The 22,418-nt window shown below is 62.1% G+C and carries 19 protein-coding genes; 4 read left to right on the forward strand and 15 right to left on the reverse strand.

What is annotated here, in order from left to right; translation table 11 throughout:
* Nucleotides 1-140: 140 nt before the first annotated feature.
* From HB680_RS21760 to HB680_RS21820, 13 genes are all read right to left on the reverse strand, one after another.
* Nucleotides 141-1,220 carry a tartrate dehydrogenase gene (locus HB680_RS21760; protein ID WP_213940553.1) on the reverse strand — a complete coding sequence of 360 codons (1,080 nt, stop codon included), beginning with the start codon at nucleotides 1,218-1,220 and terminating at the stop codon, nucleotides 141-143.
* Nucleotides 1,221-1,247: 27 nt separating this feature from the next.
* On the reverse strand, nucleotides 1,248-2,705 hold the full coding sequence (locus tag HB680_RS21765; protein ID WP_213940554.1) for an NAD-dependent succinate-semialdehyde dehydrogenase: 1,458 nt from the start codon (nucleotides 2,703-2,705) through the stop codon (nucleotides 1,248-1,250).
* 241 nt (nucleotides 2,706-2,946) lie between these two features.
* Nucleotides 2,947-4,104: an acetylornithine deacetylase gene (argE, locus tag HB680_RS21770; RefSeq protein WP_213940555.1), complete on the reverse strand. Its 1,158-nt coding sequence runs from the start codon at nucleotides 4,102-4,104 to the stop codon at nucleotides 2,947-2,949.
* Complete coding sequence (locus HB680_RS21775; protein ID WP_213940556.1) at nucleotides 4,101-5,255, reverse strand: FAD-binding oxidoreductase; 1,155 nt, start codon at nucleotides 5,253-5,255, stop codon at nucleotides 4,101-4,103. Before HB680_RS21775 ends, argE begins: the two co-directional genes overlap by 4 nt.
* A complete protein-coding gene (locus HB680_RS21780) occupies nucleotides 5,252-6,628 on the reverse strand; it encodes an FAD-dependent oxidoreductase (RefSeq protein WP_213940557.1) in 1,377 nt (458 codons plus the stop codon). The genes HB680_RS21775 and HB680_RS21780 overlap by 4 nt, the downstream gene beginning before the upstream one ends.
* The gene (locus tag HB680_RS21785) at nucleotides 6,610-6,918 is read right to left on the reverse strand and encodes a (2Fe-2S)-binding protein (protein WP_213940559.1); all 309 of its coding nucleotides are present in this window, start codon (nucleotides 6,916-6,918) and stop codon (nucleotides 6,610-6,612) included. Before HB680_RS21785 ends, HB680_RS21780 begins: the two co-directional genes overlap by 19 nt.
* Nucleotides 6,915-8,756 carry an ABC transporter ATP-binding protein gene (locus tag HB680_RS21790; protein ID WP_213940560.1) on the reverse strand — a complete coding sequence of 614 codons (1,842 nt, stop codon included), beginning with the start codon at nucleotides 8,754-8,756 and terminating at the stop codon, nucleotides 6,915-6,917. The genes HB680_RS21785 and HB680_RS21790 overlap by 4 nt, the downstream gene beginning before the upstream one ends.
* Nucleotide 8,757: 1 nt before the next feature.
* Nucleotides 8,758-9,633: an ABC transporter permease gene (locus HB680_RS21795; protein WP_213940561.1), complete on the reverse strand. Its 876-nt coding sequence runs from the start codon at nucleotides 9,631-9,633 to the stop codon at nucleotides 8,758-8,760.
* Nucleotides 9,630-10,586: an ABC transporter permease gene (locus tag HB680_RS21800; RefSeq protein ID WP_054050496.1), complete on the reverse strand. Its 957-nt coding sequence runs from the start codon at nucleotides 10,584-10,586 to the stop codon at nucleotides 9,630-9,632. Before HB680_RS21800 ends, HB680_RS21795 begins: the two co-directional genes overlap by 4 nt.
* A gap of 45 nt (nucleotides 10,587-10,631) precedes the next feature.
* A complete protein-coding gene (locus tag HB680_RS21805) occupies nucleotides 10,632-12,269 on the reverse strand; it encodes an ABC transporter substrate-binding protein (RefSeq protein WP_213940562.1) in 1,638 nt (545 codons plus the stop codon).
* A gap of 83 nt (nucleotides 12,270-12,352) precedes the next feature.
* Nucleotides 12,353-13,627: an FAD-binding oxidoreductase gene (locus HB680_RS21810; RefSeq protein WP_213940563.1), complete on the reverse strand. Its 1,275-nt coding sequence runs from the start codon at nucleotides 13,625-13,627 to the stop codon at nucleotides 12,353-12,355.
* A gap of 25 nt (nucleotides 13,628-13,652) precedes the next feature.
* Complete coding sequence (locus HB680_RS21815) at nucleotides 13,653-14,321, reverse strand: haloacid dehalogenase type II (RefSeq protein ID WP_213940564.1); 669 nt, start codon at nucleotides 14,319-14,321, stop codon at nucleotides 13,653-13,655.
* Between the two features lie 538 nt (nucleotides 14,322-14,859).
* Nucleotides 14,860-16,332, reverse strand: a complete 1,473-nt coding sequence (locus HB680_RS21820; RefSeq protein ID WP_213940565.1) for an aldehyde dehydrogenase family protein — start codon at nucleotides 16,330-16,332, stop codon at nucleotides 14,860-14,862.
* A gap of 241 nt (nucleotides 16,333-16,573) precedes the next feature.
* Here HB680_RS21820 and HB680_RS21825 point away from each other — a divergent pair, with 241 nt between their 5' ends.
* Both HB680_RS21825 and HB680_RS21830 read left to right on the forward strand, forming a co-directional pair.
* On the forward strand, nucleotides 16,574-17,419 hold the full coding sequence (locus HB680_RS21825; RefSeq protein WP_213940566.1) for a GNAT family N-acetyltransferase: 846 nt from the start codon (nucleotides 16,574-16,576) through the stop codon (nucleotides 17,417-17,419).
* Between the two features lie 42 nt (nucleotides 17,420-17,461).
* Entirely contained in the window at nucleotides 17,462-18,169 is a 708-nt protein-coding gene (locus tag HB680_RS21830) for a cupin domain-containing protein (RefSeq protein WP_213940568.1), read from the forward strand.
* Here the strand turns inward: HB680_RS21830 and HB680_RS21835 are convergent.
* Nucleotides 18,162-19,052 (reverse strand): LysR family transcriptional regulator, encoded by an 891-nt coding sequence (locus tag HB680_RS21835; RefSeq protein ID WP_213940569.1) that lies wholly within the window; start codon nucleotides 19,050-19,052, stop codon nucleotides 18,162-18,164. The genes HB680_RS21830 and HB680_RS21835 overlap by 8 nt on opposite strands.
* Nucleotides 19,053-19,142: 90 nt before the next feature.
* Between HB680_RS21835 and HB680_RS21840 the strand changes: the two genes are divergently transcribed.
* Nucleotides 19,143-20,114: an NAD-dependent epimerase/dehydratase family protein gene (locus HB680_RS21840; protein WP_213940571.1), complete on the forward strand. Its 972-nt coding sequence runs from the start codon at nucleotides 19,143-19,145 to the stop codon at nucleotides 20,112-20,114.
* 57 nt (nucleotides 20,115-20,171) lie between these two features.
* Complete coding sequence (locus HB680_RS21845) at nucleotides 20,172-20,954, forward strand: transporter substrate-binding domain-containing protein (RefSeq protein ID WP_213940572.1); 783 nt, start codon at nucleotides 20,172-20,174, stop codon at nucleotides 20,952-20,954.
* 185 nt (nucleotides 20,955-21,139) lie between these two features.
* Here HB680_RS21845 and HB680_RS21850 read toward each other — a convergent pair whose 3' ends face one another.
* Nucleotides 21,140-22,381 carry an OprD family porin gene (locus HB680_RS21850; RefSeq protein ID WP_256735600.1) on the reverse strand — a complete coding sequence of 414 codons (1,242 nt, stop codon included), beginning with the start codon at nucleotides 22,379-22,381 and terminating at the stop codon, nucleotides 21,140-21,142.
* Nucleotides 22,382-22,418 lie beyond the last annotated feature (37 nt).

Raw genomic sequence — 22,418 nt, forward strand, 5'->3', positions numbered from 1 at the left:
CCGATCTTCATGCTTTTCAGACCCGAGTTCGACTCAGGACTTTCAGGTCGATGTAGCTCAAATAAACAACTCGGTCGGTCCCCTCGCCCCTTTGGGGAGAGGGCTAGGGTGAGGGGTGATTCTCAAGCCGCCCCACACACTCAAAGCCGATCAGCAATCGCCTTACCTACATCCTGCGTCGAGCCCTTCCCGCCCAGATCCGGCGTGATCGGCCCGTCGGCAATCACCCGCTCAATCGCCTGTAAAATTCCATCATGCGCCGCGCGATAGCGCTCGTCGCCATTGCCCAGGAAATCCAGCATCAACGCCCCGGACCAGATCATCGCAATCGGATTGGCAATGTTCTGCCCATAAATATCCGGCGCCGAACCGTGCACCGGCTCAAACAACGACGGGAACCGCCGCTCCGGATCAAGGTTGGCCGAAGGCGCAATGCCGATGGTCCCGGCACACGCCGGCCCCAGATCGGAAAGGATGTCGCCAAACAGGTTCGACGCCACCACCACATCAAACCGGTCCGGTTGCAGCACGAAACGCGCGCAAAGAATGTCGATGTGTTGCTTGTCCCAGGTAATGTCCGGGTACTTCGCCGCCATCAACGCCGTGCGCTCGTCCCAGTACGGCATGCTGATGGAAATTCCGTTGGACTTGGTTGCCGCCGTCAGCCGCTTGCGCGGTCGGGTCTGGGCCAGGTCGAAGGCGAATTTGAGAATCCGGTCCACGCCACGACGGGTGAACACCGATTCTTGCAGCACAAATTCATGCTCGGTGCCTTCAAACATCTTGCCGCCGACCGAGGAATATTCACCCTCGGTGTTCTCGCGGATCACCACAAAATCGATGTCCCCCGGCTTGCGTCCGGCCAACGGGCACGGCACGCCGGGAAACAGCCGCACCGGGCGGATGTTCACGTACTGGTCGAAGTCGCGGCGAAACTTCAGCAGCGAGCCCCACAGGGAAATGTGATCCGGCACCTTGTCCGGCCAGCCCACGGCGCCGAAGTAGATCGCATCGAAGCCCTTGAGCTGTTCGAACCAGTCGTCGGGCATCATCTGCCCGTGTTCCATGTAGTAATCGCAGTGCGCCCAGTCGAGCACTTCGATGCTCAAATCGAGCTGCCATTTTTTCGCCGCCTGCTCCAGCACGCACAACCCTTCCGGCAGCACTTCCTTGCCGATGCCATCGCCGGCAATCGCAGCGATTCTGAATGTCTTGCTCATCAACGTGCCTCCCCCAGTGTCTGTGAATTACAGCCCGCCGATGTGGAAGGCTTTGACTTCAAGGTATTCATCCAGCCCGTACTTGCTGCCTTCACGGCCCAGGCCGGATTGCTTGATGCCGCCAAACGGCGCGACTTCCATGGAAATGATCCCGGTGTTGAGGCCGACCATGCCGAACTCCAGCGCCTCGCCGAAACGCCACGACCGGCGCAAGTCCTGGGTGAAATAGTAGGCGCCCAGACCGTAAGGCGTGGCGTTGGCCAGTGCGAGGGCTTCGGCCTCAGAGGTAAACCGCATCAGCGGTGCGACCGGGCCGAAGGTTTCTTCGTTGGCCAGCAACATGCCGGCGTGGGTGTCGCCGAGGACCGTGGGTTGCACGAACTGACTGTCGCCCTCGGGAATGCCACCGCAAAGCAGCGTTGCGCCTTGGCTCAGGGCGTCGTCGATATGCCGGGCAACCTTGCTCACGGCAGCCGGGTTGATCAGCGGACCGATGGTGACGTCGGCGTCGAGGCCGTTGCCGACCTTGAGCTTGCCGACCTCCTCCACCAAACGCTGAGCGAAGCGTTCGTAGATGCCGTCCTGCACCAGAATCCGATTGGCGCAGACGCAGGTTTGCCCGGCGTTGCGAAACTTGCTGAGCATGATCCCGGCCACGGCCTGCTCAAGGTCAGCGTCGTCGAACACGATAAATGGCGCGTTCCCACCGAGTTCCAGGCTCAAGCGCTTGATGTGTTCGGCACTCTGGCGCATCAGCAAGCGGCCCACGGCGGTGGAACCCGTGAAGGAAATCTTGCGCACCGTCGGGTTGCCGGTCAGCTCTTCGCCGATGCCGGTGGGCATGCCGGTCAACACGTTGAACACCCCGGCCGGGATGCCGACGCGTTCAGCCAGTACCGCCAGGGCCAGGGCCGACAGCGGCGTCAGGTCCGACGGTTTGACGATGATCGGGCAACCTGCGGCCAATGCCGGTGCGCACTTGCGGGTGATCATGGCGTTGGGGAAATTCCACGGAGTGATCGCGGCGCAGACGCCCACCGGTTGTTTGAGCGTGAGCAATCGACGGTCGCCGCTGGGGGCCGGCATGGTTTCGCCGTAGACCCGCCGGGCCTCTTCGGCGAACCATTTGACGAAACCGGCGCCGTAGCGGATTTCGCCTTTGGCTTCGTTCAGCGGTTTGCCCTGTTCGCAGGTCATGATCAGCGCCAGGTCGTCGAGGTTGTCGAGCATGGCCTGATACCAGTGCTCCAACAGCGCCGCACGTTCGGCTGCCGGGCGTGCGCGCCAGGCCGGCCAGGCTTCGTCGGCGGCCTCGATGGCACGCCGGGTTTCCGTGCCTTGCATGGCCGGTACGCGAGCGAGCAACTGACCGCTGGCCGGGTCGATGACCTCCAGGGTCGCGGCGTTGTCGGCGCCGATCCACTGCCCGTCCACATACGCGAGTTCTGCCAAAAGGCTGGGGTCTTTCAAACGATTCTTGAGCATGGTCGAGTCCTGATCCGAGACAGGCTTAAGTCTATGGAGGTGCTGCGGATGAGGATGCTGAAAGCGATTTCAGGACAGTGTCGGATGCTGTAATTGGCGGCGGGACAGCAGATTTGTGGCCTATCAGACAAACACAAAAAACCTGTGGGAGCGGGCTTGCTCGCGAAGGCGGTGTTTCAGTCAACGATGATGTTGAATGTTAGGCCGCCTTCGCGAGCAAGCCCGCTCCCACATTTGATCTCTACAACTTCAGGGAACCGAGCAAACCCTCTAGAAACCGCTCCCCGGCCTCCATCTGACTGATCTCGATAAACTCGTCCGGCTTGTGCGCCTGTTCGATCGAGCCCGGCCCGCAGACCACCACCGGCACATCCAGGCGTTGCTTGAACAACCCACCTTCGGTGCCAAACGAAACCTTCGCCGTCCCGGTATCCGGCGCGGCGAAGTTTTTCAGGAAGCGCACCGCTTCGACGCTCGGATGCGTATCGAGGCCGGGATAGACATTGAGGGTTTCGATCTCGATGGCCGCCACGCTCGACAGCAACCGCGCCTCGCGCACGATGATTTCCGCGCGTTCCTGCATCTGTTCCAGAAACTGCTCCAGATTATCCGCCGGCAAGTTGCGCACTTCGAAGTCCAGGGTGCACAGGTTCGGCACGATGTTCAGCGCCCGGCCGCCGCCGATCTGCCCGACATGCACGGTGCTGTAAGGCACGTCGTAGTCGGCATCCTGGGCGCCCTGTTCTTGAAGCTGCTGCTGGCTTTGGCGCAGCGCGGCGATGAAATCGCAGGCCACGTGGATGGCGTTGACCGAGCGCGGCGCCAACGACGAATGCGCCTCCAGGCCCCGACAGTAAGTGCGGTATGAGCCCTTGCCCTTGTGCCCGAGTACGAATTGCATGTTGGTCGGTTCACCGATCAGGCACAAAAACGGCCTTACCGGCGTCAGGTGCAGCACATCAAGCAAACGACGCACGCCGACGCACCCGGTCTCTTCGTCATGGGACAGCGCCAGTTGCAGCGGTCGGCTCAGAGAATGCTCGGCGGCGTCGAGCATGGCGTCGATGGCCAATGCGATAAAGCCTTTCATGTCGCAACTGCCGCGCCCGTAGATCTTGCCGTCTTGCACCGTCGCCTGGAACGGCGGCACGGTCCAGGCCTGCCCCGCCGCCGGCACCACGTCGGTGTGGCCGGACAACAGAATCCCCGGCAGGTCTTTCGGGCCAGTGCTGGCGAACAGGTTGGCCTTCTTGCCGGTTTCATCCTTGACGATCAGCGACTCGATGCCCTTGCTCAGCAGCAGGTCGCGCACGTATTCAATCAGGGCCATGTTCGACTCCGAAGACACGGTATCGAAGGCCATCAGGCGTTTGAGAATATCCAGTACACGGGGTTTCATGAGGCCTTGCTCCGTTGCTCGGCTAAATGGGCGAACCGGCGAATGGAGAACGGCTCAATCGAAGTGCTGGTGCTGCCGGTGCTGATCAGTTCGGCCATCACGTCGCCGACGCCGGGGCCGAGCTGGAAGCCGTGACCGCAGAAGCCGAACGCGTAGAACAACCCGTCGACAGTGCCACTCGGGCCCATGATCGGCAAGGAGTCTGGCAAGTAGCCTTCGATGCCGCTCCAGACGCGGATGATGTTGAGGTTGCCGACACCCGGCAACAGGCGGCGCATTTGATCCATTTGATTGAGGATACTGCGCGGCTCGACGTAGGCCCGGCGATTGAGCATGTCCGGTTTGCTGCGATAACCACCGCCGATAACAATGTTGCCGCGCGGAATCTGCCGGAAGTAGATCACTTCTTCGGGAATCTTGGTGTAGACGCCGATCACTGTTGGCAAGGCGTAAGGCACCGGTTCGGTCACCGCCATTTGCGGGCCGTGAGTATCCAGCGGCACCGGTTCGCCGAACTGATCCGAGAGTTTTTGCCCCCACGCACCGGCCGTGATCAGCAGTTGCGCGGCGCTGAACTGACGGCCGTCCGTGGTCGTCACGCTGAACTCGCCGCCGACTTTCTGCACCTCGGCCACTTCGGTCTGCTCTTCAATCTGTGCGCCAAGACGCCGTGCCGCCCGGGCAAATGCCGGCGCCGCCAAACGCGGATTGGCGTGACCGTCGTGAGGCGCATAAGAGCCGCCCTTCACATCCGGCCCGAGGAACGGAAACCGCTGATGCAATTCGTCTCCACGATAAATCTTCAGGTCCAGTTGCGCAGCTTCTGGCGCAGCGGCGTAGGCCTCCAGCTCGGCAATTTCATCTTCGCGATAACACACGCGCATATGCCCGCTGGCGATGAATTCCAGATCATCGTCGATCAGTTCCGGCAAACGTTTCCACAATGCCCAGGAGCGGTTGGCCAACGCCAGTTGCCCGAGGTAGCGCCCCTGCCGCCGCACGTTGCCGAAGTTCACGCCGCTGGCGTACTGACCAATCTGGTCACGTTCCAGCAGGATCACCGACTGCCCGCGCCGGCGCAGGAAAAACGCCGCTGCCGAGCCCATCAGGCCGCCGCCGACAATCAGCACATCGGCTTTTTGAACCGTCATGGCGACACCTCTTCAGTGAGCATCGAAAGGGGTTTGACCGGCGCCTGGCCGCGTTGACGGCCGACTTGCTGCACGCTGACGCCCGCCGCTGCGGCAATCACTTCCGCGCCGGCCTGGGAGCAATAACGGCCCTGGCAACGGCCCATGCCGACCCGACTGAAGGCCTTGGCCCGATTGACTTCGCAGGCGCCCTTCTCGCTGACGGTACGGCGCAGTTCACCAGCGCTGATCATCTCGCAACGGCAAACGATGGCGCTGTCGGGCAAGGCTTTGGCTTGTTCCGCTGGCCAGGGAAACGCCTGGGCCAGACCGAGGCGGAACTGATCCATGACCGCCAGGGCCTGGCGTTGTTCGTCGCGCAACCCGGCGTTTACCGGTTGCTGCAGGTCTTCCAGCAGTGCCATGGCCACCAGGCGTCCGGCGTGCTCGGCGGCGTCGGCACCGCGAATCTTCGAACCGTCGCCAGCGGCATACACGCCGCTGACCGAGGTCCGGCCTTCCTCATCCACTGCCAGCCACCATTGGCCGGACGCCTCGTCGAAGCGCATGCGGCACCCGGCCAGGTCCGCCAGTTGGGTTTCCGGGCGCAAGTGATAACCCAGCGCCACGGCATCGCAATCCACATTCAACGTCTCGCCGCGAGCCGTCAGCACCCGCACGCCGCTGACTCCGCTGGCCGCATCACCCAGCACTTGCAGCGGCTTAATGCCGAGGTGCACCGGAATCTTGGCCCGATACAACTGCGCCAACAGTTTCATTCCGGTGAACAGCAATCCGGGCCGCGCCAACAGTTTGGGCAAGGCACCGATGCGTTTGCTGAACGGCGAGGTATCGAGCACTGCCGCCACCGTCGCACCCGCCTTCACATATTGACTGGCGACCAGGTACAGCAACGGCCCGCTGCCCATGAACACCACGCTGTGGCCAATGGAAACTGCCTGGGACTTGAGCGCAATTTGCGCCCCACCGAGGCTGTAGGTCCCCGCCAATTGCCAGCCTTCAATCGGCATCAAGCGGTCGGTGGCGCCGGTGCAAAGGATCAGCGCGTCGTAATCCACCGTCGAGTGTTTGCCTTGGCTGACGCAGCACAATTGCCCCGGCGTCAGGTTCCACACCAGGGTATCGGGGCGGTAATCAATAGCGCCACGCAGACGATCAAAACTGTCGTGCAGGTCGCGAGCCTTGTGCGCTTCGGTGCCGTACAGCGTCGCGTAGTTACGGGTAAACCCTTCCGGCTGGCGCCGATAAATCTGCCCGCCGTCCCGACGATTTTCATCAATCAAAATCGGTTTGAAACCCGCCGCCAACAAAGCCTCGGCACAGCGAATACCGGCCGGCCCGGCGCCAACAATGACTATCCGTGCAGTGGCCATGTCGCCTCCGGTTGTGTTGTGACGATGTCCAGCCCTTCGCGGACTTCATTGGAGCACGCCCGCAAACGCTCGCCGCTGCGGGTCCAGACCCAGCAATCCTGGCACGCGCCCATCAGGCAAAAACCGGCGCGCCGCCCCGAATCGAACTCCGACTGGCGCAACGCATTGCCCTGGGTCAGCAACGCGACCATCAGCGTGTCGCCCTGCATCGCCTCGATGGCGGCACCGTCCACGGTCAAACTGACAGTCGGCCGGCCCTGCTCGGCCAGCCTCACAAAACGTCCCCTCATGCGTAGGCTCCGTGGGTCATGGTGATCACATCCTGCTGGGTTTTCAGCAACTCGGCGCTGTCGTGGTGACAGAGGATTTCACTGCCGCCATCGATGATCCGACGGCTCGGCGCGGTGCGATTGCACAAGCCATCGACCCGCACCGGGCAACGACTGAGGAAGGTGCATAGCTCGGGCACGTTGGCCTTGGCGCCAATCGGCGGCAGCTCGGCACAAGTGGTGCCGCAGTTCTCCAGCCAGCCCTGACGCAATTCCGGCACCGAATGGATCAACAAATCGGTGTACGGATGGAACGGCGCCTGGGCAAACGATTGACGAGTGCCGGCCTGGATCTTGTGGCCGCTGTACATCACCACAATGTCGTCGCACAGCGCCCGAACGGTAGAGATGTCGTGGCTGATAAACAGATAGGAAACGCCCAGTTCCTGCCGCAGGTCGCGCAACAGTTCGAGAATCGCGGCGCCAACCACCGTATCCAGCGCTGACGTCACTTCATCGCAGAGGATCAAATCCGGTTTCGCCGCCAGGGCCCGGGCCAGGTTGACCCGTTGTTTTTGCCCGCCGGACAATTCATTCGGCCGCCGTTCGGCCATGGTCCGGGGCAAGCGCACCAGGTCCAGCAACTCGCCAATGCGTTCGCGCAAAGCGGCGCCCTTGAGGCCGAAATACATCTTCAGCGGCCGGCTCAGAATGGTGCTGACGCTGTGCATCGGGTTGAGCGCGGTGTCGGCGTTCTGGAACACCATCTGAATGCGACGGAATTGTTCGTCGGTGCGCTCGGACAAGCAGCCGCCCAACGGCTGGCCGTCGAAGGTCAAGTCGCCGAGCGCCGGAGTCAACAAGCCCGCGACCACTCGGGCCAAGGTCGATTTACCGGAACCGGACTCACCGATCACGCCGATGGCCTGGCCTCGGCGCACAGTCAGGTCGATGTCTTCCAGCACGCGAATCGCCGGCATGCCGTGCATGTTCTTGTTGCCGTAACCGGCGGTCAGGCCCTGGATGGTCAGCAAGGGCGTGTCTTCTGCTATGCCGCAGGGTGGACGAATCGTCGTGTCCGGCCGCGCCGCCGCCAACAGGCTGCGGGTGTATTCGTGAGACGGGGCTTTGAGCAATGGCGCGGTGGCGCTCTGTTCGAAGATCTGGCCGCCGTTGAGCACGACGATCTGATCGGCCATTTGCGCGACCACGGCCAAGTCGTGAGACACGTAGACCGCCGTGGCCCCACGCTCACGGACCACGCGTTTGAAGGCTCTCAACACGTCAATCTGCGTGGTGACGTCAAGAGCGGTGGTCGGCTCATCGAGCACCACCAGCAACGGATCGCTGATCAGCGCCATCGCCGCCATCACCCGTTGCAATTGCCCGCCCGACACTTGGTGCGGGTAGCGCTGGCCAATGTGGTCCGGGTCCGGCAACGCCAGGTCGCGGAATAACTGGATGGCTTTGGCCTCCAGCACCGCGCGGGTGCCCAGGCCATGAATCAACGCGCCTTCCACCACTTGGTCGATCAGTTTCTTCGCCGGGTTGAACGCCGCCGCCGCGCTTTGCGCGATGTACGAAACCCGGTTGCCGCGCAGGCCCTGCAATTCCTTTTCGCTGAGGGCGAGCATGTCGTGCTCGCCGACCTGCACCACGCCGCCGGACAACCGGCAGCCACGTCGCGCATAGCCCAGCAGCGCCAAAGCGATGGTGGTCTTGCCGGAGCCGGACTCACCGATCAACGCCAGCACTTCACCTTTTTCCAGGGCGAAGCTCACGCCTTTGACGATTTCCGTTTCACCGCGCTCGCCACAGGCGACTACGCGCAGGTCTTCGACTCGGATCAATTCGCTCATATCAATGCCCTCCCGTGCGGCGACTACGTCGGGACGACAGTCTGTCGATAAACAGATTCACACCGATGGTCAGGGTGCCGATGGCCAGCGCCGGAATCACGATGGCCGGCGCGCCCTGGTTGAGACCGCCGATGTTTTCCCGCACCAGCGAGCCAAGATCGGCGTCCGGTGGCTGCACGCCAAGGCCGAGGAAGCTCATGCCACTGAGCAGCAACACGATGAAGCCAAAGCGCAGGCCCAGGTCCGTCAGCACCGGGTTGAGCATGTTCGGCAGGATTTCCACGCAAGCGATATACAAGCGCCGTTCGCCACGGGTACGGGCGACTTGCACGTATTCCAGGGCTTCGATGTTCACTGCCATGCTGCGGGCGATGCGGAACGCGCCGGGGGTGAAACTCAGCACGGCGGTGCAGATCAGCAACGTCACTGAGGAGCCGAAAGCCGAGACCATGATCAGCGCCAGCATCTTGCTCGGGATCGAAATAAAGGCATCCATCAGGCGACTGATCACTTCGTCCAGCCACTTCGGCGACACCACCGACAGCAACGCGCAACTGGTGCCCAGCCCGCTCGCCAATACGGCAGCGATCAACGCCAGGCCCACGGTGAACCGCGCACCGACGAGCACGCGGCTGAGCATGTCGCGGCCCAGGTAATCGGTGCCAAACGGGTACAGCGCACTGATGCTGTCGAAGACATTGTCGGACACCACTTCGCCCACCGGATGCGGCGCCAGCCACGGGCCGAAGAACGCCACCAGCAACCAGATCACGCACATCGTCGCGCCGATCAGCCCCAGCCACGCAGGGCCATGGGACACCTTGCCAACCGACAGGTCGGGGGTCGCAGGCGTCGATTTCACAATGAGATTGTTCATTGGTTTCTCAGCCTCGGATTGGACAGAATCGCGCACAGGTCGGCAATCAGCACCAACCCCAGGTACGCGGTACAAAACAGCATGGTGCAGGCCTGGACCAGCGCCATGTCACGGTTGGTCACGGCATCGACCATCAGGCTGGCGATGCCGGGGTAGTTGAAGATCGTCTCGACAATCACCACCCCGCCAAGCAAATACGAAAGGCTCAGGGCGATGGCGTTGGCAATTGGCCCGATCGCGTTGGGCAAGGCGTGGCGCAGCACGATGCGCATCGGACTGACGCCTTTGAGCCGGGCCATTTCCACGTAAGGGCTGTCGAGTTGATCGATGACGGCGGCGCGGGTCATGCGGGCCATTTGCGCGACAATCACGCAGCACAGAGTCATCACCGGCAAGGCATAAGTGCGCATGAATTGCCACGGTGAGGTGATGTCGCTGGCATAGGACAGCGCCGACAACCAGCCAAGGTTCACCGCAAATATCAGTACCGCCAGGGTTGCCACGAGAAACTCCGGGACGGCGACCATGGCCAAGGTGAAGAAGCTCAGAAAGCTGTCGATGCGCCCGCCCCGGCCCATTGCCGAGCCGATGCCCAGGATCAATGCCACCGGCACCGAAACCAGCGCGGTGGCGGCCGCCAGCATCAGGGTGTTGGGCACGCGCCCGGCCATCAACTCGCCGACCGGCATCGCGTTGGACACCGACAGGCCCATGTCGCCGCTGAGCAGGTTCATTAACCAATGCAGGTAACGCAGCACACCGGGCTGGTCGAGCCCCAGTTTCAGGCGCAGTGCCGCCACCTGTTCCGGCGTGGCGAACTGCCCGAGGGATTGTTGCGCCGCGTCCCCCGGCAAGACCGCCGTGATCGCGAACACGACCATGGACACGATCAACAAAGTCACGATCGCGGCGCCCAGACGCCGGCCGATCAACCACAGTGTGTTGCTATTCATCGCCTACCCTCCTGCACTGTCCCTGACGTACAACCCAACTACCCATCAAGCGTCCAGCCAGACCTGTTCGGCGAACATGTAACCCATGAAGCCGCCCAGCGGATTGCTGCCGTAGCCTTTGATGCGCTGATCGACACCGTCGATGTTGCTGATGAACACCGGCACGCCGATACCGCTGTGGTCATGCACCAGGGTTTGCATGTCCGCGTACATCTTGCTGCGCTTGGCGTCGTCGGTTTCGCCCCGAGCGAGCATCAGCAACTGGTCGAACTGGTCGTTCTGCCAGCCGGATTCGTTCCATGGTGCCTTCGACTGGAAGAACTGCGAGAACATCACGTCGGCATTCGGTCGCGGGTTGATGTTGCCGAAGCTCAACGGGTGCTTCATCCAGTGGTTGGACCAGTAGCCGTCGCTCGGCAAGCGGTTGACGTCGAGCTTGAGCCCGGCCTGTTTCGCCGATTGCTGCAACAGCACGGCGATGTCCACCGAACCGGTGGCGGCTGGCGACGCGACCAGCGGCATGCTGATGCTTTCCATGCCGGCCTTCTTGAGCAGGAACTTGGCTTTTTCCGGGTCGTAGACGGTTTGCGGCAGGTCGGCATTGTAGTAGCGCGAACCGGGGGCGATCGGATGGTCGTTACCGACCACGGCAAAACCACGGAATACGGCGGATTTCACCTGTTCGCGGTCCAGCAGGTATTTCATGGCCTGGGTGAATTCGGCGCTTTTACCCGGCATCTGATCCTGACGGATGATCAAGTCAGTGTAGTTGCCCGACGGCGCATCGACGACCCGGTGCTTCGCGCTGGCCTTGATCCGGGTGGTGGAACGCGGGTTGACTTCGTTAATCATGTGCACGTCGCCGGACAGCAGCGCGTTGACTCGCGACGGTTCGTCGCCAATCGCGATGAACTCGATCTCGTCGAGGTACGGCAGGCCGGGCTTCCAGTAGCCGGTGTTGCGCGCGGCAATCGAGCGCACGCCCGGCTTGAATTCCTTGACCTTGAACGGCCCGGTGCCGATGCCCTGGTTGAAGTCAGTGGTGCCTTCAGGAACGATCAGCAGGTGCGACACGGCGAGGATCGACGGCAACTCGGCGTTCGGCGCGCTGAGGCGGATCTGCACCTCGTTGGTGCCCGTGGCCTTGATCTCGGTGAACTGTTCCATCAGCGGCATGACTTTGGAGCCGGTCAACGGATCCTTGTGCCGCGACAGCGAGAACACCACATCCGCAGCGCTGAGGGTCTTGCCGTTGTGGAAGGTCACGTCCTTGCGCAGGGTGATGGTCCACAGCGTCGCGTCGGTATTGTCGATGCGTTCGGCCAGTTCCAGTTGCGGCACCAGGTGCGTGTCGAAACGGGTCAGGCCGTTGTAGAACATGAAGTGACGCACATAGTCGGTGGACAGTGCGCCTTTGGCCGGGTCGAGGGTGTCGGCGGTGGAGCTGGACATGCCGGCGACACGAATCCGTCCGCCCGGTTTGCCTTTGCCTGGGGTTGCGGCTTCTTCAGCGAAGAGCTTGCCGGCGGCACCAAACAGGCTGCCGGCGCCCGCGGCTGCAACACCGGCCACGCCGAGCATTTGCAGGGCGTTGCGGCGCGACATGCCGCGATTGAGGCCTTCAAACACGCGCAGGCTGTCCTGGCCGGAAATCAGGGGTGAGTCGATCTTGTTGTCAGTCATATCAGTTGTACCTGTCGATAATGAGAAGGCTCGGGTTGTCCGGAGCGTTGAAACGCAAACGACGGTGACGCCACAACATCAACTCAATGCAAATAGTCCTGGAAGCGGTAATAAGCGCCCACAAACGGCAGGAACCACGGTTTGCCGAAATGCCCGGGGATCGCCGGCCAGTCGAGTTCGCGCCAGGGGTTGGCCTCGACCTTGCCGGCCATCACCTCGGCCATGACCTGGCCCATGTGCACCGACATCTGCACCCCATGACCGCTGTAGCCCATGGAGTGATAAACCCCGCCGTGCTGGCCGGCCCGGGGCAAACGGTCAGAGGTCATGTCGACCAATCCGCCCCAGCAGTAATCGATTTTCACGTTGGCCAACTGCGGGAACATCTGCACCATCGCCGCTTGCAGCACCTTGCCGCTCTTGGCGTCGTTCACACTGTCGGACATCGCAAACCGCGCGCGGCCGCCGAACAGCAGGCGGTTGTCCGGGGTCAGGCGGAAGTAGTTACCGATCATGCGGCTGGTGACGTAGGCGCGGCGGCCCGGCAGCAGTTGCTCGATCAGCTCTCTTGAGAGCACTTCGGTGGCAATCACGAAACTGCCCACCGGCACGATCCGCCGCCGATACCAGCCCAAACCACCGTGCTGACAGGCGCCGGTGGCCAGCAACACTTGCCCGGCGTGCAGCGAACCCTTGCTCGTGTTGACCTGATAGCCGCCGGCCTGGGCCTTCCAGTCCAGCACCGAGGTGCCTTGATGGATCAGTGCGCCGTGGCGGGCAGCGGCTTCGGCCAGCCCGACGCCGAAGCGCCCGACGTGCATCTGCACGCCGTTACGCTGCAGCAAACCACCGTGGAACTGCGCCGAATTCACTTCAGCGCGGGTCTGTTCGGCGGACAGCAACTCGACCTCGGCATCGACTTCCTTGCGAATCAACTCGCAAGTCCGCGCCAGCCCTTCATAGTGCAGCGGCTTGGCGGCCAATTTGAGCTTGCCGTTGCGGATCAGGTCGCAGGCAATCTGCTCCTGCTCCACCAGCGACACCACGCTCTGCACCGCGCTTTCGTAAGCCTGGTAATAGGCTCGCGCTTTATCGGCGCCGAGGCTGGCACTGAGCCCGGCATAATCCTGGGCCACCCCGGTGTTGCACTGGCCACCGTTGCGCCCCGAGGCTTCGCCGATCACCCGCCCGGCTTCGAGCACCACCACGCTGGCGCCCTTGAGGGCCAATGCCCGGGCCGCCGCCAGGCCGGTGAAACCGCCACCGACGATGGCCACGTCAACCTGCCCCGGCAATGCGCCGGGCTGGGCACCGGTGAAGGCCGGTGCGGTGTCGAGCCAGTAGGATTCACTGCCCATGTCTAACCCCTTGTGCAGTAGCGACTCAGAGACCAACCAGTGCTGCGAGCCCACCGATATCGGTGATCTGCTGGTAGCCGTAAAAGGCATTGCCCGGGACTTCATGGCCACGGGCGACGAACGCCTTGTTCTTGATCTTCATGTCGTGGGCCGGCATCAGGTCGTAACGGAAGCTGGAGGACACATGCAAGATGTCTTCCGGGCCACAGTTGAGGTTGTCGAGCATGTATTCGAATGCCGCCAGACGTGGCTTGTAGGCCTGGGCCTGTTCGGCGGTGAAGACTTTGTGGAACGGCGCGCCGAGCTTGTCGACGTTGGACATGATCTGGCTGTCGCTGGCGTTGGAGAAAATCACCAGCGGGATTGTGTCGGCGATTTTCGACAGGCCGGCCGGTACGTCCGGGTGCGGGCCCCAGGTCGGCACGGCGTCGTAATACAGCTGGCCTTCATCGCGGTAGGCGACGCCCCAACGCTTGCAGGTCCGGGCCAGGGCGGTCTTGAGGATTTCGTCGTAGGGCATCCAGTCGCCCATGACCTGATCCAGGCGATAGGCCGAGAAATCCTTGACGAATTGGTCCATCTGCTCGGGTTTGACGCGATCGGCGAAAAGCTCGCGAGTCATCGTGCCCATGTGGAAATTGGTCAGCGTACCGTAGCAGTCGAACGTAATGAATTTGGGGCGAAGAAAGCTCATTGAGTGCGGTCCTGAAGTTCGTTGAGGTCATGGCGCGACGAGCATTTGCTTCGTTTGCGAAGCGCTGATGCAACGCTGCAGCACACCGTCATTACAACACCGTGAAATCAGCAGATGGCGTTAAAAGCAGCCTCTACCCGATACAAACCACCGTTTTAGCCACCCCCCTCAGCAGACTTTGCGGCCCGCTCCAGCCTTGGGCAAACCCCGTATTTGTGCGCTCTTATGGACCTTTATAGCCCTGTGCGGCCTGCATGTGCCGCGATTGGCCGCAGAAACTGCGCCGGGCTGAATGAAAACGGGCGCTTCCCTGAGGAAGCGCCCGTTGGGGTGAGATTTTCGAGCTTGCCTCGCGGCCCGTAGCAGCTGCCGAGGCACGAGGCTGCGTTCGGCTGCGAAGCAGTCGCCAAATCAGGCGCCGCGGTGTTTCAGTTAAACCTTGCGTTCAGGTTTTACGACTGCTTCGCAGCCGAACGCAGCCTCGTGCCTCGGCAGCTGCTACAAGCCAGCACAGGCTCGGCAGCGGCTACGGGAGTAGCTATTGGAGGATATCGATCAGCACGCTTTTGAAGCGCAAATTGGCTTCAAACGCTTCACGCCCCAGATCCTTGCCGATGCCGGAGCGCTTGTAGCCGCCAGTCGGCAAGATGTAGTCGTTACTGCGCCCGTAACGGTTGACCCACACCGTCCCCGCTTCCAGTTTGCGCACCAGTCGCAGCGCGCGGTTGATGTCCGCCGTGTGCACGCCCGCTGCCAATCCATACGTGGCGTGGGCCGCGAGGTCCAGCGCCTGCTCTTCGTCATCGAACGCCTGCACCGTCAGCACCGGGCCGAATATTTCTTCGCAGACTGCCGGGTTGTGGTTGTCGAGGCCGGCCAACAGCGTCGGTTGGTAGTACGCACCGCCCAGCCCTTCGAACAATCCGCCGCCGGTCAACACTTCGGCCCCGGCCTGGCGCGCGCGCTGGACGATGCCGTCGATGCGACTGGCCTGGAGCCGGGAAATGATCGGTGACAACGTGCTCTGCGGCGACCAGGTCGGACCAGGGCGCAGTTCTTCGAAGTACGCCTGCAACTGCGCGACAAACGGCTCCATGATCGAACGCTGAATCAACAACCGCGACCCGGACACGCAGACCTGCCCGGCGTTGCCGGTAATCGCCAGCGCTACCGTGCGCGCGGTTTTGGCGATGTCCGGCACATCGGCAAACACCAATTGCGGACTCTTGCCACCCAGCTCCAGCGTAACCGGTTTCGGCCCGACCAGCGCGCAGGTGGACATGATGCTCGACCCGGTCGCGGTGGAGCCGGTAAAGGTCACCTTGCCGACCCGCGGGTGACGGCACAAGGCATCGCCCGTGGTGCGTCCATCGCCCTGCACCACATTGAAAATCCCCGCCGGAATCCCCGCTTGCAAGGCCAGTTCGGCAAAACGCAGGCTGGAGAATGGCGTCAGTTCCGAGGGCTTGAGCACCACGGCATTGCCTGCTGCCAGTGCTGGCGCGACCTTCCAGGAAGCCATGCTCAACGGGAAATTCCACGGCGCGATGGCCGCAATCACGCCGTAGGGTTCGGCGATCTGCAGGCCGAGCCGATCGGTCTGGGTCGCCGCAACCTGACCACCATGCTTGTCCGCCAATTCGGCAAAGAAGCGAATGCCCTCGGCGACATAAGGAATGTCCCAGGCGATCACATCTTTATGCGGGCGGGTCGAACCGACGGCTTCCAGCGGTGCAAGGATCTCGGCGTCCGCTTCGATCAAATCGGCCCAACGCCGCATCACTCGCGCGCGCTCCCGGGGCGGACGGCTGGCCCAATCGCTGCGGTTGAAGGCCTGCCAGGCATTGTTGACGGCTTCGTCCACCAGGTCGGCATCGGCGATCGGCAGCTCGGCGTAGACCTCGCCGTCGGACGGGCGCACCACCTCCAGCCCCGATGGCGCATCGCGGTATTGGCCGCCGATAAAGTGAGCGCTGCGCACAGCGATAAGACGAGGATCGAAGCTATCCATGGAGCACTCCAAATAGGGTCGGCGAGTCATTGACTCAGGCTTCCATCGTAGAAAAAAAGCCCTGGCATTTGCTGCCGACCTTGCGGTGCAATTTAGTAGTAAGTGTGGTCTTGTGGCCTCTGCCTCGCGGAATCTGCCGAATGTTCCGAGGCCACTTGTCAGGCCTTCACGCAGATGGGATACAGGCACCATCACGCCGGACAACCGGCCGCACGCGTACCTTGTTCAACGGAGACTCGCCATGTCCGCCCCTTACCTTTATCGACCGATGACCGCTGCCGATCTGACCGCTGCCCATGCCTTGTCCGTGCAATTGAAGTGGCCCCATCGGCTGGACGATTGGGCGATGGTGCTGCGCATCAGCGACGGCTTTGTGGCGCTCGATGGCGAGCGTCTGATCGGTACGGCGTTCGCCTGCCCCCAAGGGGATTTCGCCACCATCGGCTTGGTGATCGTCAGCGACGACTATCAGGGCAAGGGCATCGGTCGCCAGTTGATGGAGCGAGCGCTTGAGGCGTGCCAGTCACGCACACCGATCTTGAACGCGACCCTCGCCGGCGCGCCGCTGTACGTCAGTCAGGGCTTCGTTGAATTCGGGCGGGTTCAGCAACATCAGGGTCTGGTGCAGGCTCCGAATCTTGAGCCGCTGGCGGAGAGTGAAACCTGTCGTGCACTGCGCAACGCTGATCAGGCGCGGGTGCTGGAACTGGCCAACGCCGGGACCGGGCTGGATCGCCGAACGGTGATCACTGATCTGTTCGATGTCATCGAGTCTTCGGTCGGCATCGAGCGTGACGGCCAGCTGCGCGCCTTTGCCATGTTGCGTCCCTACGGCCGAGGGCGCGGCGTTGGTCCGGTGGTTGCCGAAAACCTCGAACAAGCCCAACACCTGATCGCGGTGTTGCTGGCCCAGGTGCCGGAGACGTTCGTGCGCATCGATATCCCGGCGGACTGCGGTTTGAGCGACTGGCTGGAAACCGCCGGTCTCAAGCCAGTCGACACCGTGGCGCAAATGGCCCGTGGCACGCCGCCACAAGCCGCCGACGGCCTGTCCCAGTTCGCTTTGGTCACCCAAGCCATCGGCTGATGACCTGACCCACCCCTTTTATTTGTCTGGAGCGTTACCCGTATGTCCCAACCTACCGTTCTGCTGTTGGCGCGCGCCGACGGCAGCCGCGTTGTCACGCCTTTCAAAACGCTCCCGTTGAATGCGAATGATCCGTTTATGGACCGTCGCCAGGTGGCTTGGTCAGGCGTCGATGGCGTGTCTGCCGGCATCGTTGAAACCGGCGACGTGTTTGACATCGAGGATTTCCCGCACACCGAAGTGCTGGTGGTCCACGCCGGCCACGTGGTGTTGAAAACCCCGGAGCAGACGCTGGAGCTGGGGGTTGGCGCCAGCGCGGTGATCGGTCGCGGCACAGCGTTGCGGATCGAAGCGCACCCCGGCACGCAGTGGGCTTTTTGTGCCATGCACACCGAGGCGCCGACACCCGGCCTGACCATGCTTGATCCACTGGCGATGCTCTCGCCTTCAGCGGCACCGGAGCCGCAAATACTGATTGGCCCGACGCCGCAATGCCGGTCACGCAATGCCTTCGAAGACGCGGCAACCGATCTGCGCGTCGGCGTCTGGGACTCGACGCCTTACGAACGCCACGGCCGAGCGCACAAGCTGAATGAGCTGATGCACTTGATCGAAGGCAGCGTGACGTTGCTGGTCGCGGATGGCTCGAGCGTGACGGTCAACACCGGCGACAGCGTGTTCGTGCCGCAGGGTGCAAGCTGCGCGTGGAAAAGTACGCGGTATGTGCGCAAGGTGTATGCCGTCAAATAGCCGTATGCGCCAGCAGACACTGGACCAAGGCATCGAAAACCACCTTGCAGCGCGGGCTGTTGCGCAGGTCTTCATGCATGGTGATCCAGACGTCCAGTTGGAAGGCGAACTGCTCGGGCAAAACCCGCACCAGATTGGCGTCGCGCCTGGCCAGTGGCGACTGGCAAAAACCGATGCCGGCACCCGCGCGGATCATCGCGAGTTGGGCCAGGTCGCTGTCGGAGCGCAGGGCCAGGCCTTCGCGGGTCCAGCCCGGTGCAAGCTTGCTCGCGGCACGCACGAACGGCGTTTCAGTATCGAAACCAATTAACGTGTGCCGTGCCAGATCCGCCGGCCTCTCAGGCGTGCCCTGTCGGTCCAGGTATTCAGCCTGGGCGTAAAGCCCGATCTCGACGTTGCCGACACTGCGGGCAATAAGGTGCTCCTGTTTCGGCGGGGTCATGCGCACCGCGATGTCGGCTTCCCGTTGCAATAAATCCTGCACACGATTGCTGGCGACCACTTCAAGGGTGAGTTGCGGATGCGCCTGACGCAGCCGCGCCAATGCGGGCGGCAGCACCTCCACGGCAATCACTTCGCTGGCAGTAATGCGCACCGTGCCGCCAGTGGCTTGCCCCTGCCCGGCCATCGCCCGCTCCAGGGCGGCCGCGTTGCTGCTCATCGCTTCGGCGTAACTGCGCAGGGTCAACGCCGCCTCGGTGGGCATCAACCCGGTCCTTGAACGGGTGAATAAGGTGTGTTTGAACGACGCTTCCAGCTCGGCAATGTGCCGGCCCACGGTGGGCTGCGTAATGCCCAGCGCCCGCGCGGCAGCGGACAGCGAGCCGTGGTTCAGCACCGCCAGAAAGCTTCGATAGAGTTCCCAGCCAATGGATTTAGTCATACATAAATGTATAGCTAGTGGTGGATTTTCAGCAATTTCTTTCATCCCCGAGCCCCGTCAAAATGAGTTTCTGATTCGGGAGCAGGTGATATGACGCAAAAGGTTCTGGTATTGGGCGCAACGGGCGGCATCGGCGGTGAAGTGGCCCGTCAGTTGCGCGATGCAGAATGGCACGTCCAGGCGCTGCAGCGCGGGCTCACCCAAAGCAGCGAAACCCGCGAGGGCATTCTGTATCTGCGCGGCGATGCGCTGAATCGCGAGGATGTACTGCGTGCCGCACAGGGTTGCAGCGTGTTGATCCACGCCGTCAATCCGCCCGGCTATCACCATTGGAATGACTGGGTGCTGCCGATGATGGACAACAGCATCGCCGCGGCCCTGCAGGAAGGCGCGATCATCGTGTTGCCGGGCACGGTCTACAACTTCGGCCCGGATGCCTTTCCGGTGTTGACCGAGGACTCGCCGCAGCATCCACAAACCCGCAAAGGCCGGATCCGCGTCGAACTCGAACAACGCTTGCGCACCGCGACCGAGCAAGGCGCGCGGGCGATTGTGCTGCGGGCCGGGGATTTTTTTGGTCCACGGGCCGGCAACAGTTGGTTCTCCCAGGGGATGATCAAGCCTGGGCGAGCGGTGAAACGCATTCACCTGCCGAACGATCCCGGCGTGGGCCATCAGTGGGCCTATTTGCCGGACGCCGCGCAAACCATCGTGCAATTGTTGAATGTTCGGGAAAATCTGGCGCCCTTCTCGTCCTTCCACATGGCCGGGCATTGGGACGCGGACGGCACCCGGATTGCCGCCGCCATTGCCCGATGCGTCGAACAGCATGGCGGCCAAGCGAAAGTGCGGGCGTTTCCGTGGTGGCTGGCGCGTCTGGTCGCGCCATTCGTGACCACCCTGCGTGAACTGCTGGAGATGCGCTACCTGTGGCAACACCCGCTGCGCATGGACAACAGCCGTTTGCTGGCGGTGCTCGGAACCGAGCCGCACACGCCGCTGGAACAAGCGGTCGAAGCCACCCTGACAGGCTTGGGGTGTCTTTCGCTCCCCCATCGTTGACGCTTTCAGCGATACTCGGCGCACCTCTCATAGGATTTGAAAGTGAGCGCCAAACCGATGAATAACAAAAAACAACTGTTGCTCCTCTGCGGATTACTCGCCCTGTCCTTGGGCGTACACGCACAGGAAACGCCGTCGCACCTGGACAGCGTCATCCAGCAAGGCTTGCTGACGGTCTGCACCACCGGCGACTACAAGCCCTACACCTACAAAAATGAAAACGGTGAGTACGAAGGCATCGACATCGCGATGGCCCGTTCGCTGGCCGACAGCCTCGGGGTCAAGGTGAAATGGGAACAGACCACCTGGAAAACCCTGATGCCCGACCTGCTGGCGGGTAAATGCGACATCGCGATGGGCGGGATTTCGGTGACGCTGGAGCGGCAGAAAAAAGCCTTCTTCAGCAGCACCCTCGACGTCGATGGCAAGGTGCCGCTGGTGCGCTGTGAAGACCAGTCGCGTTACCAGACCATCGAGCAGATCAACCAGCCATCGGTGCGGCTGATTGAACCGGCCGGCGGCACCAATGAAGCGTTCGTGCATGCCTTCCTGCCCAAGGCGCAGTTGATGCTTCACGACAATGTGACGCTGTTTCAGGCGCTGCTCGACAAGCAAGCTGACGTGATGATTACCGATGCGTCCGAGGCGTTGTACCAGCAGAAACTCAAGCCCGGGTTGTGTGCTGTGAACCCGAGTCAGTATTTCCAGTATGGCGAGAAGGCTTATCTGCTGCCGCGGGATGACATGACGTGGAAGCAATATGTTGATCAGTGGCTGCACTTGAGCAAGGTCACCGGCAACTATCAAAAAGTGGTTGGCGAATGGTTGGCGATCCCGTAGCAGCGGGCGCAGCCTGCGTTCGGCTGCGCAGCAGTCGTGAATCCTTTACACGCGGTGTGCCTGACGGACCGCAGCGCCGGGTTTACGACTGCTGCGCAGCCGGACGCAGGCTGCGCCAGCTGCTACAGAGAGAGGGCTGGGCCACAGGTATCTTCGTTGCCTCAAGATTTTCTTGAGTAACGGAGTTACCAAAGCCCCACGGTATAGCTGACGATCAGCCGATTTTCATCCAGATCATTCCCGAAGTTCGAACGCACCGACGCATTGCGCCATTTAACCCCTAGCCCTTTCAACGTGCCGTCCTGCACCACATAAGCGATATCGGTGTTGCGCTCCCATTCCTTACCCTCCCCCGGCGCGCTGCGCTGCACGTTGTCGCCGGAGATGTAGCGGGTCATGAAGGTCAGTCCCGGCACACCGAGTGCGGCAAAGTTGTAGTCATAGCGGGCTTGCCAGGAGCGTTCGTCGATATTGGCGAAGTCGCCAATCTGCACGAAGTTGACCAGGTACGGATCGCTGCGGCCGATGTACGGAAACGGATCGTCGCCGCTCATGCGCTGGTAGCCGAAACCCAGGGCATGGCCGCCGAGGCTGTAGGTCAACAGCGCTCCGAGCGCTTGGTTATCGATCTTGCGAAAGCTGCCGTCTTCAGCGCTGCGGGCATAGCGCACGTCGCTTTTCAACGAATGGCCAGCGCCCAGGTCCAGGGTGTGGACGAACCCTAGGTAATTCTGCTGGTAGATGTTTTCCAGTTTGCCGTAGCGGTATTGCGCCGTGAGGTTCGGCAGAAACTGATAGTCCGCCCCGGCGAACTGGAACTTGTCGCTGTTGCCGCCAATGCGGTTGGCGGTCATGTCTTGATAGTCGGTGGAATCGACAAAGTTGATCTGGGTGATTTGCCCGGCGGTCAGCTTCAAACGGTCGATTTCCTGCACGCTGAGCAATCCGCCCTTGAACGTACCGGGCAACAGACGCGTGTCGTTGGAACTGATCACCGGGTCCTTGATCTGCAACGTTCCCAGCTTCAGCGTGCTGTTGGACAAGCGCACTTTGGCGGTCAGGCCCAGTTCGCCATATTGATCCTGCGAACCGCCGGACAAATCCGGTGGCAACAGATTAGTGCCTGCCGTACCGCCGCCGGAGTCCAGTTTGAAACCGGCCATGCCCAGCGCATCCAGGCCAAAACCCAGGGTGCCGGCGGTGTAGCCGGACTCCATCCGCAGCAGAAAACCCTGGGCCCACTCCTCGGCTTTGTCCCGGGAACCGTCCTGACGGAAATCGCGGTTGAAGTAGAAGTTACGCGCTTCGAGGCTGCCTTTGCTGTCAGCGATAAAATCCGCCTGGGCGCTGGGCACACCGATCAGGCTCAAGCCGAGCAAGGTGCCGACCGGGGTGTACAGCCGCTGGGGGGAATTGAAATGGCGCATGCCGTGCTCCTTTTGCAGACACGAGCGGACCCTCTCG

The sequence above is a fragment of the Pseudomonas sp. dw_612 genome (assembly GCF_018449725.1).
In the GTDB taxonomy this organism is placed as follows: domain Bacteria; phylum Pseudomonadota; class Gammaproteobacteria; order Pseudomonadales; family Pseudomonadaceae; genus Aquipseudomonas.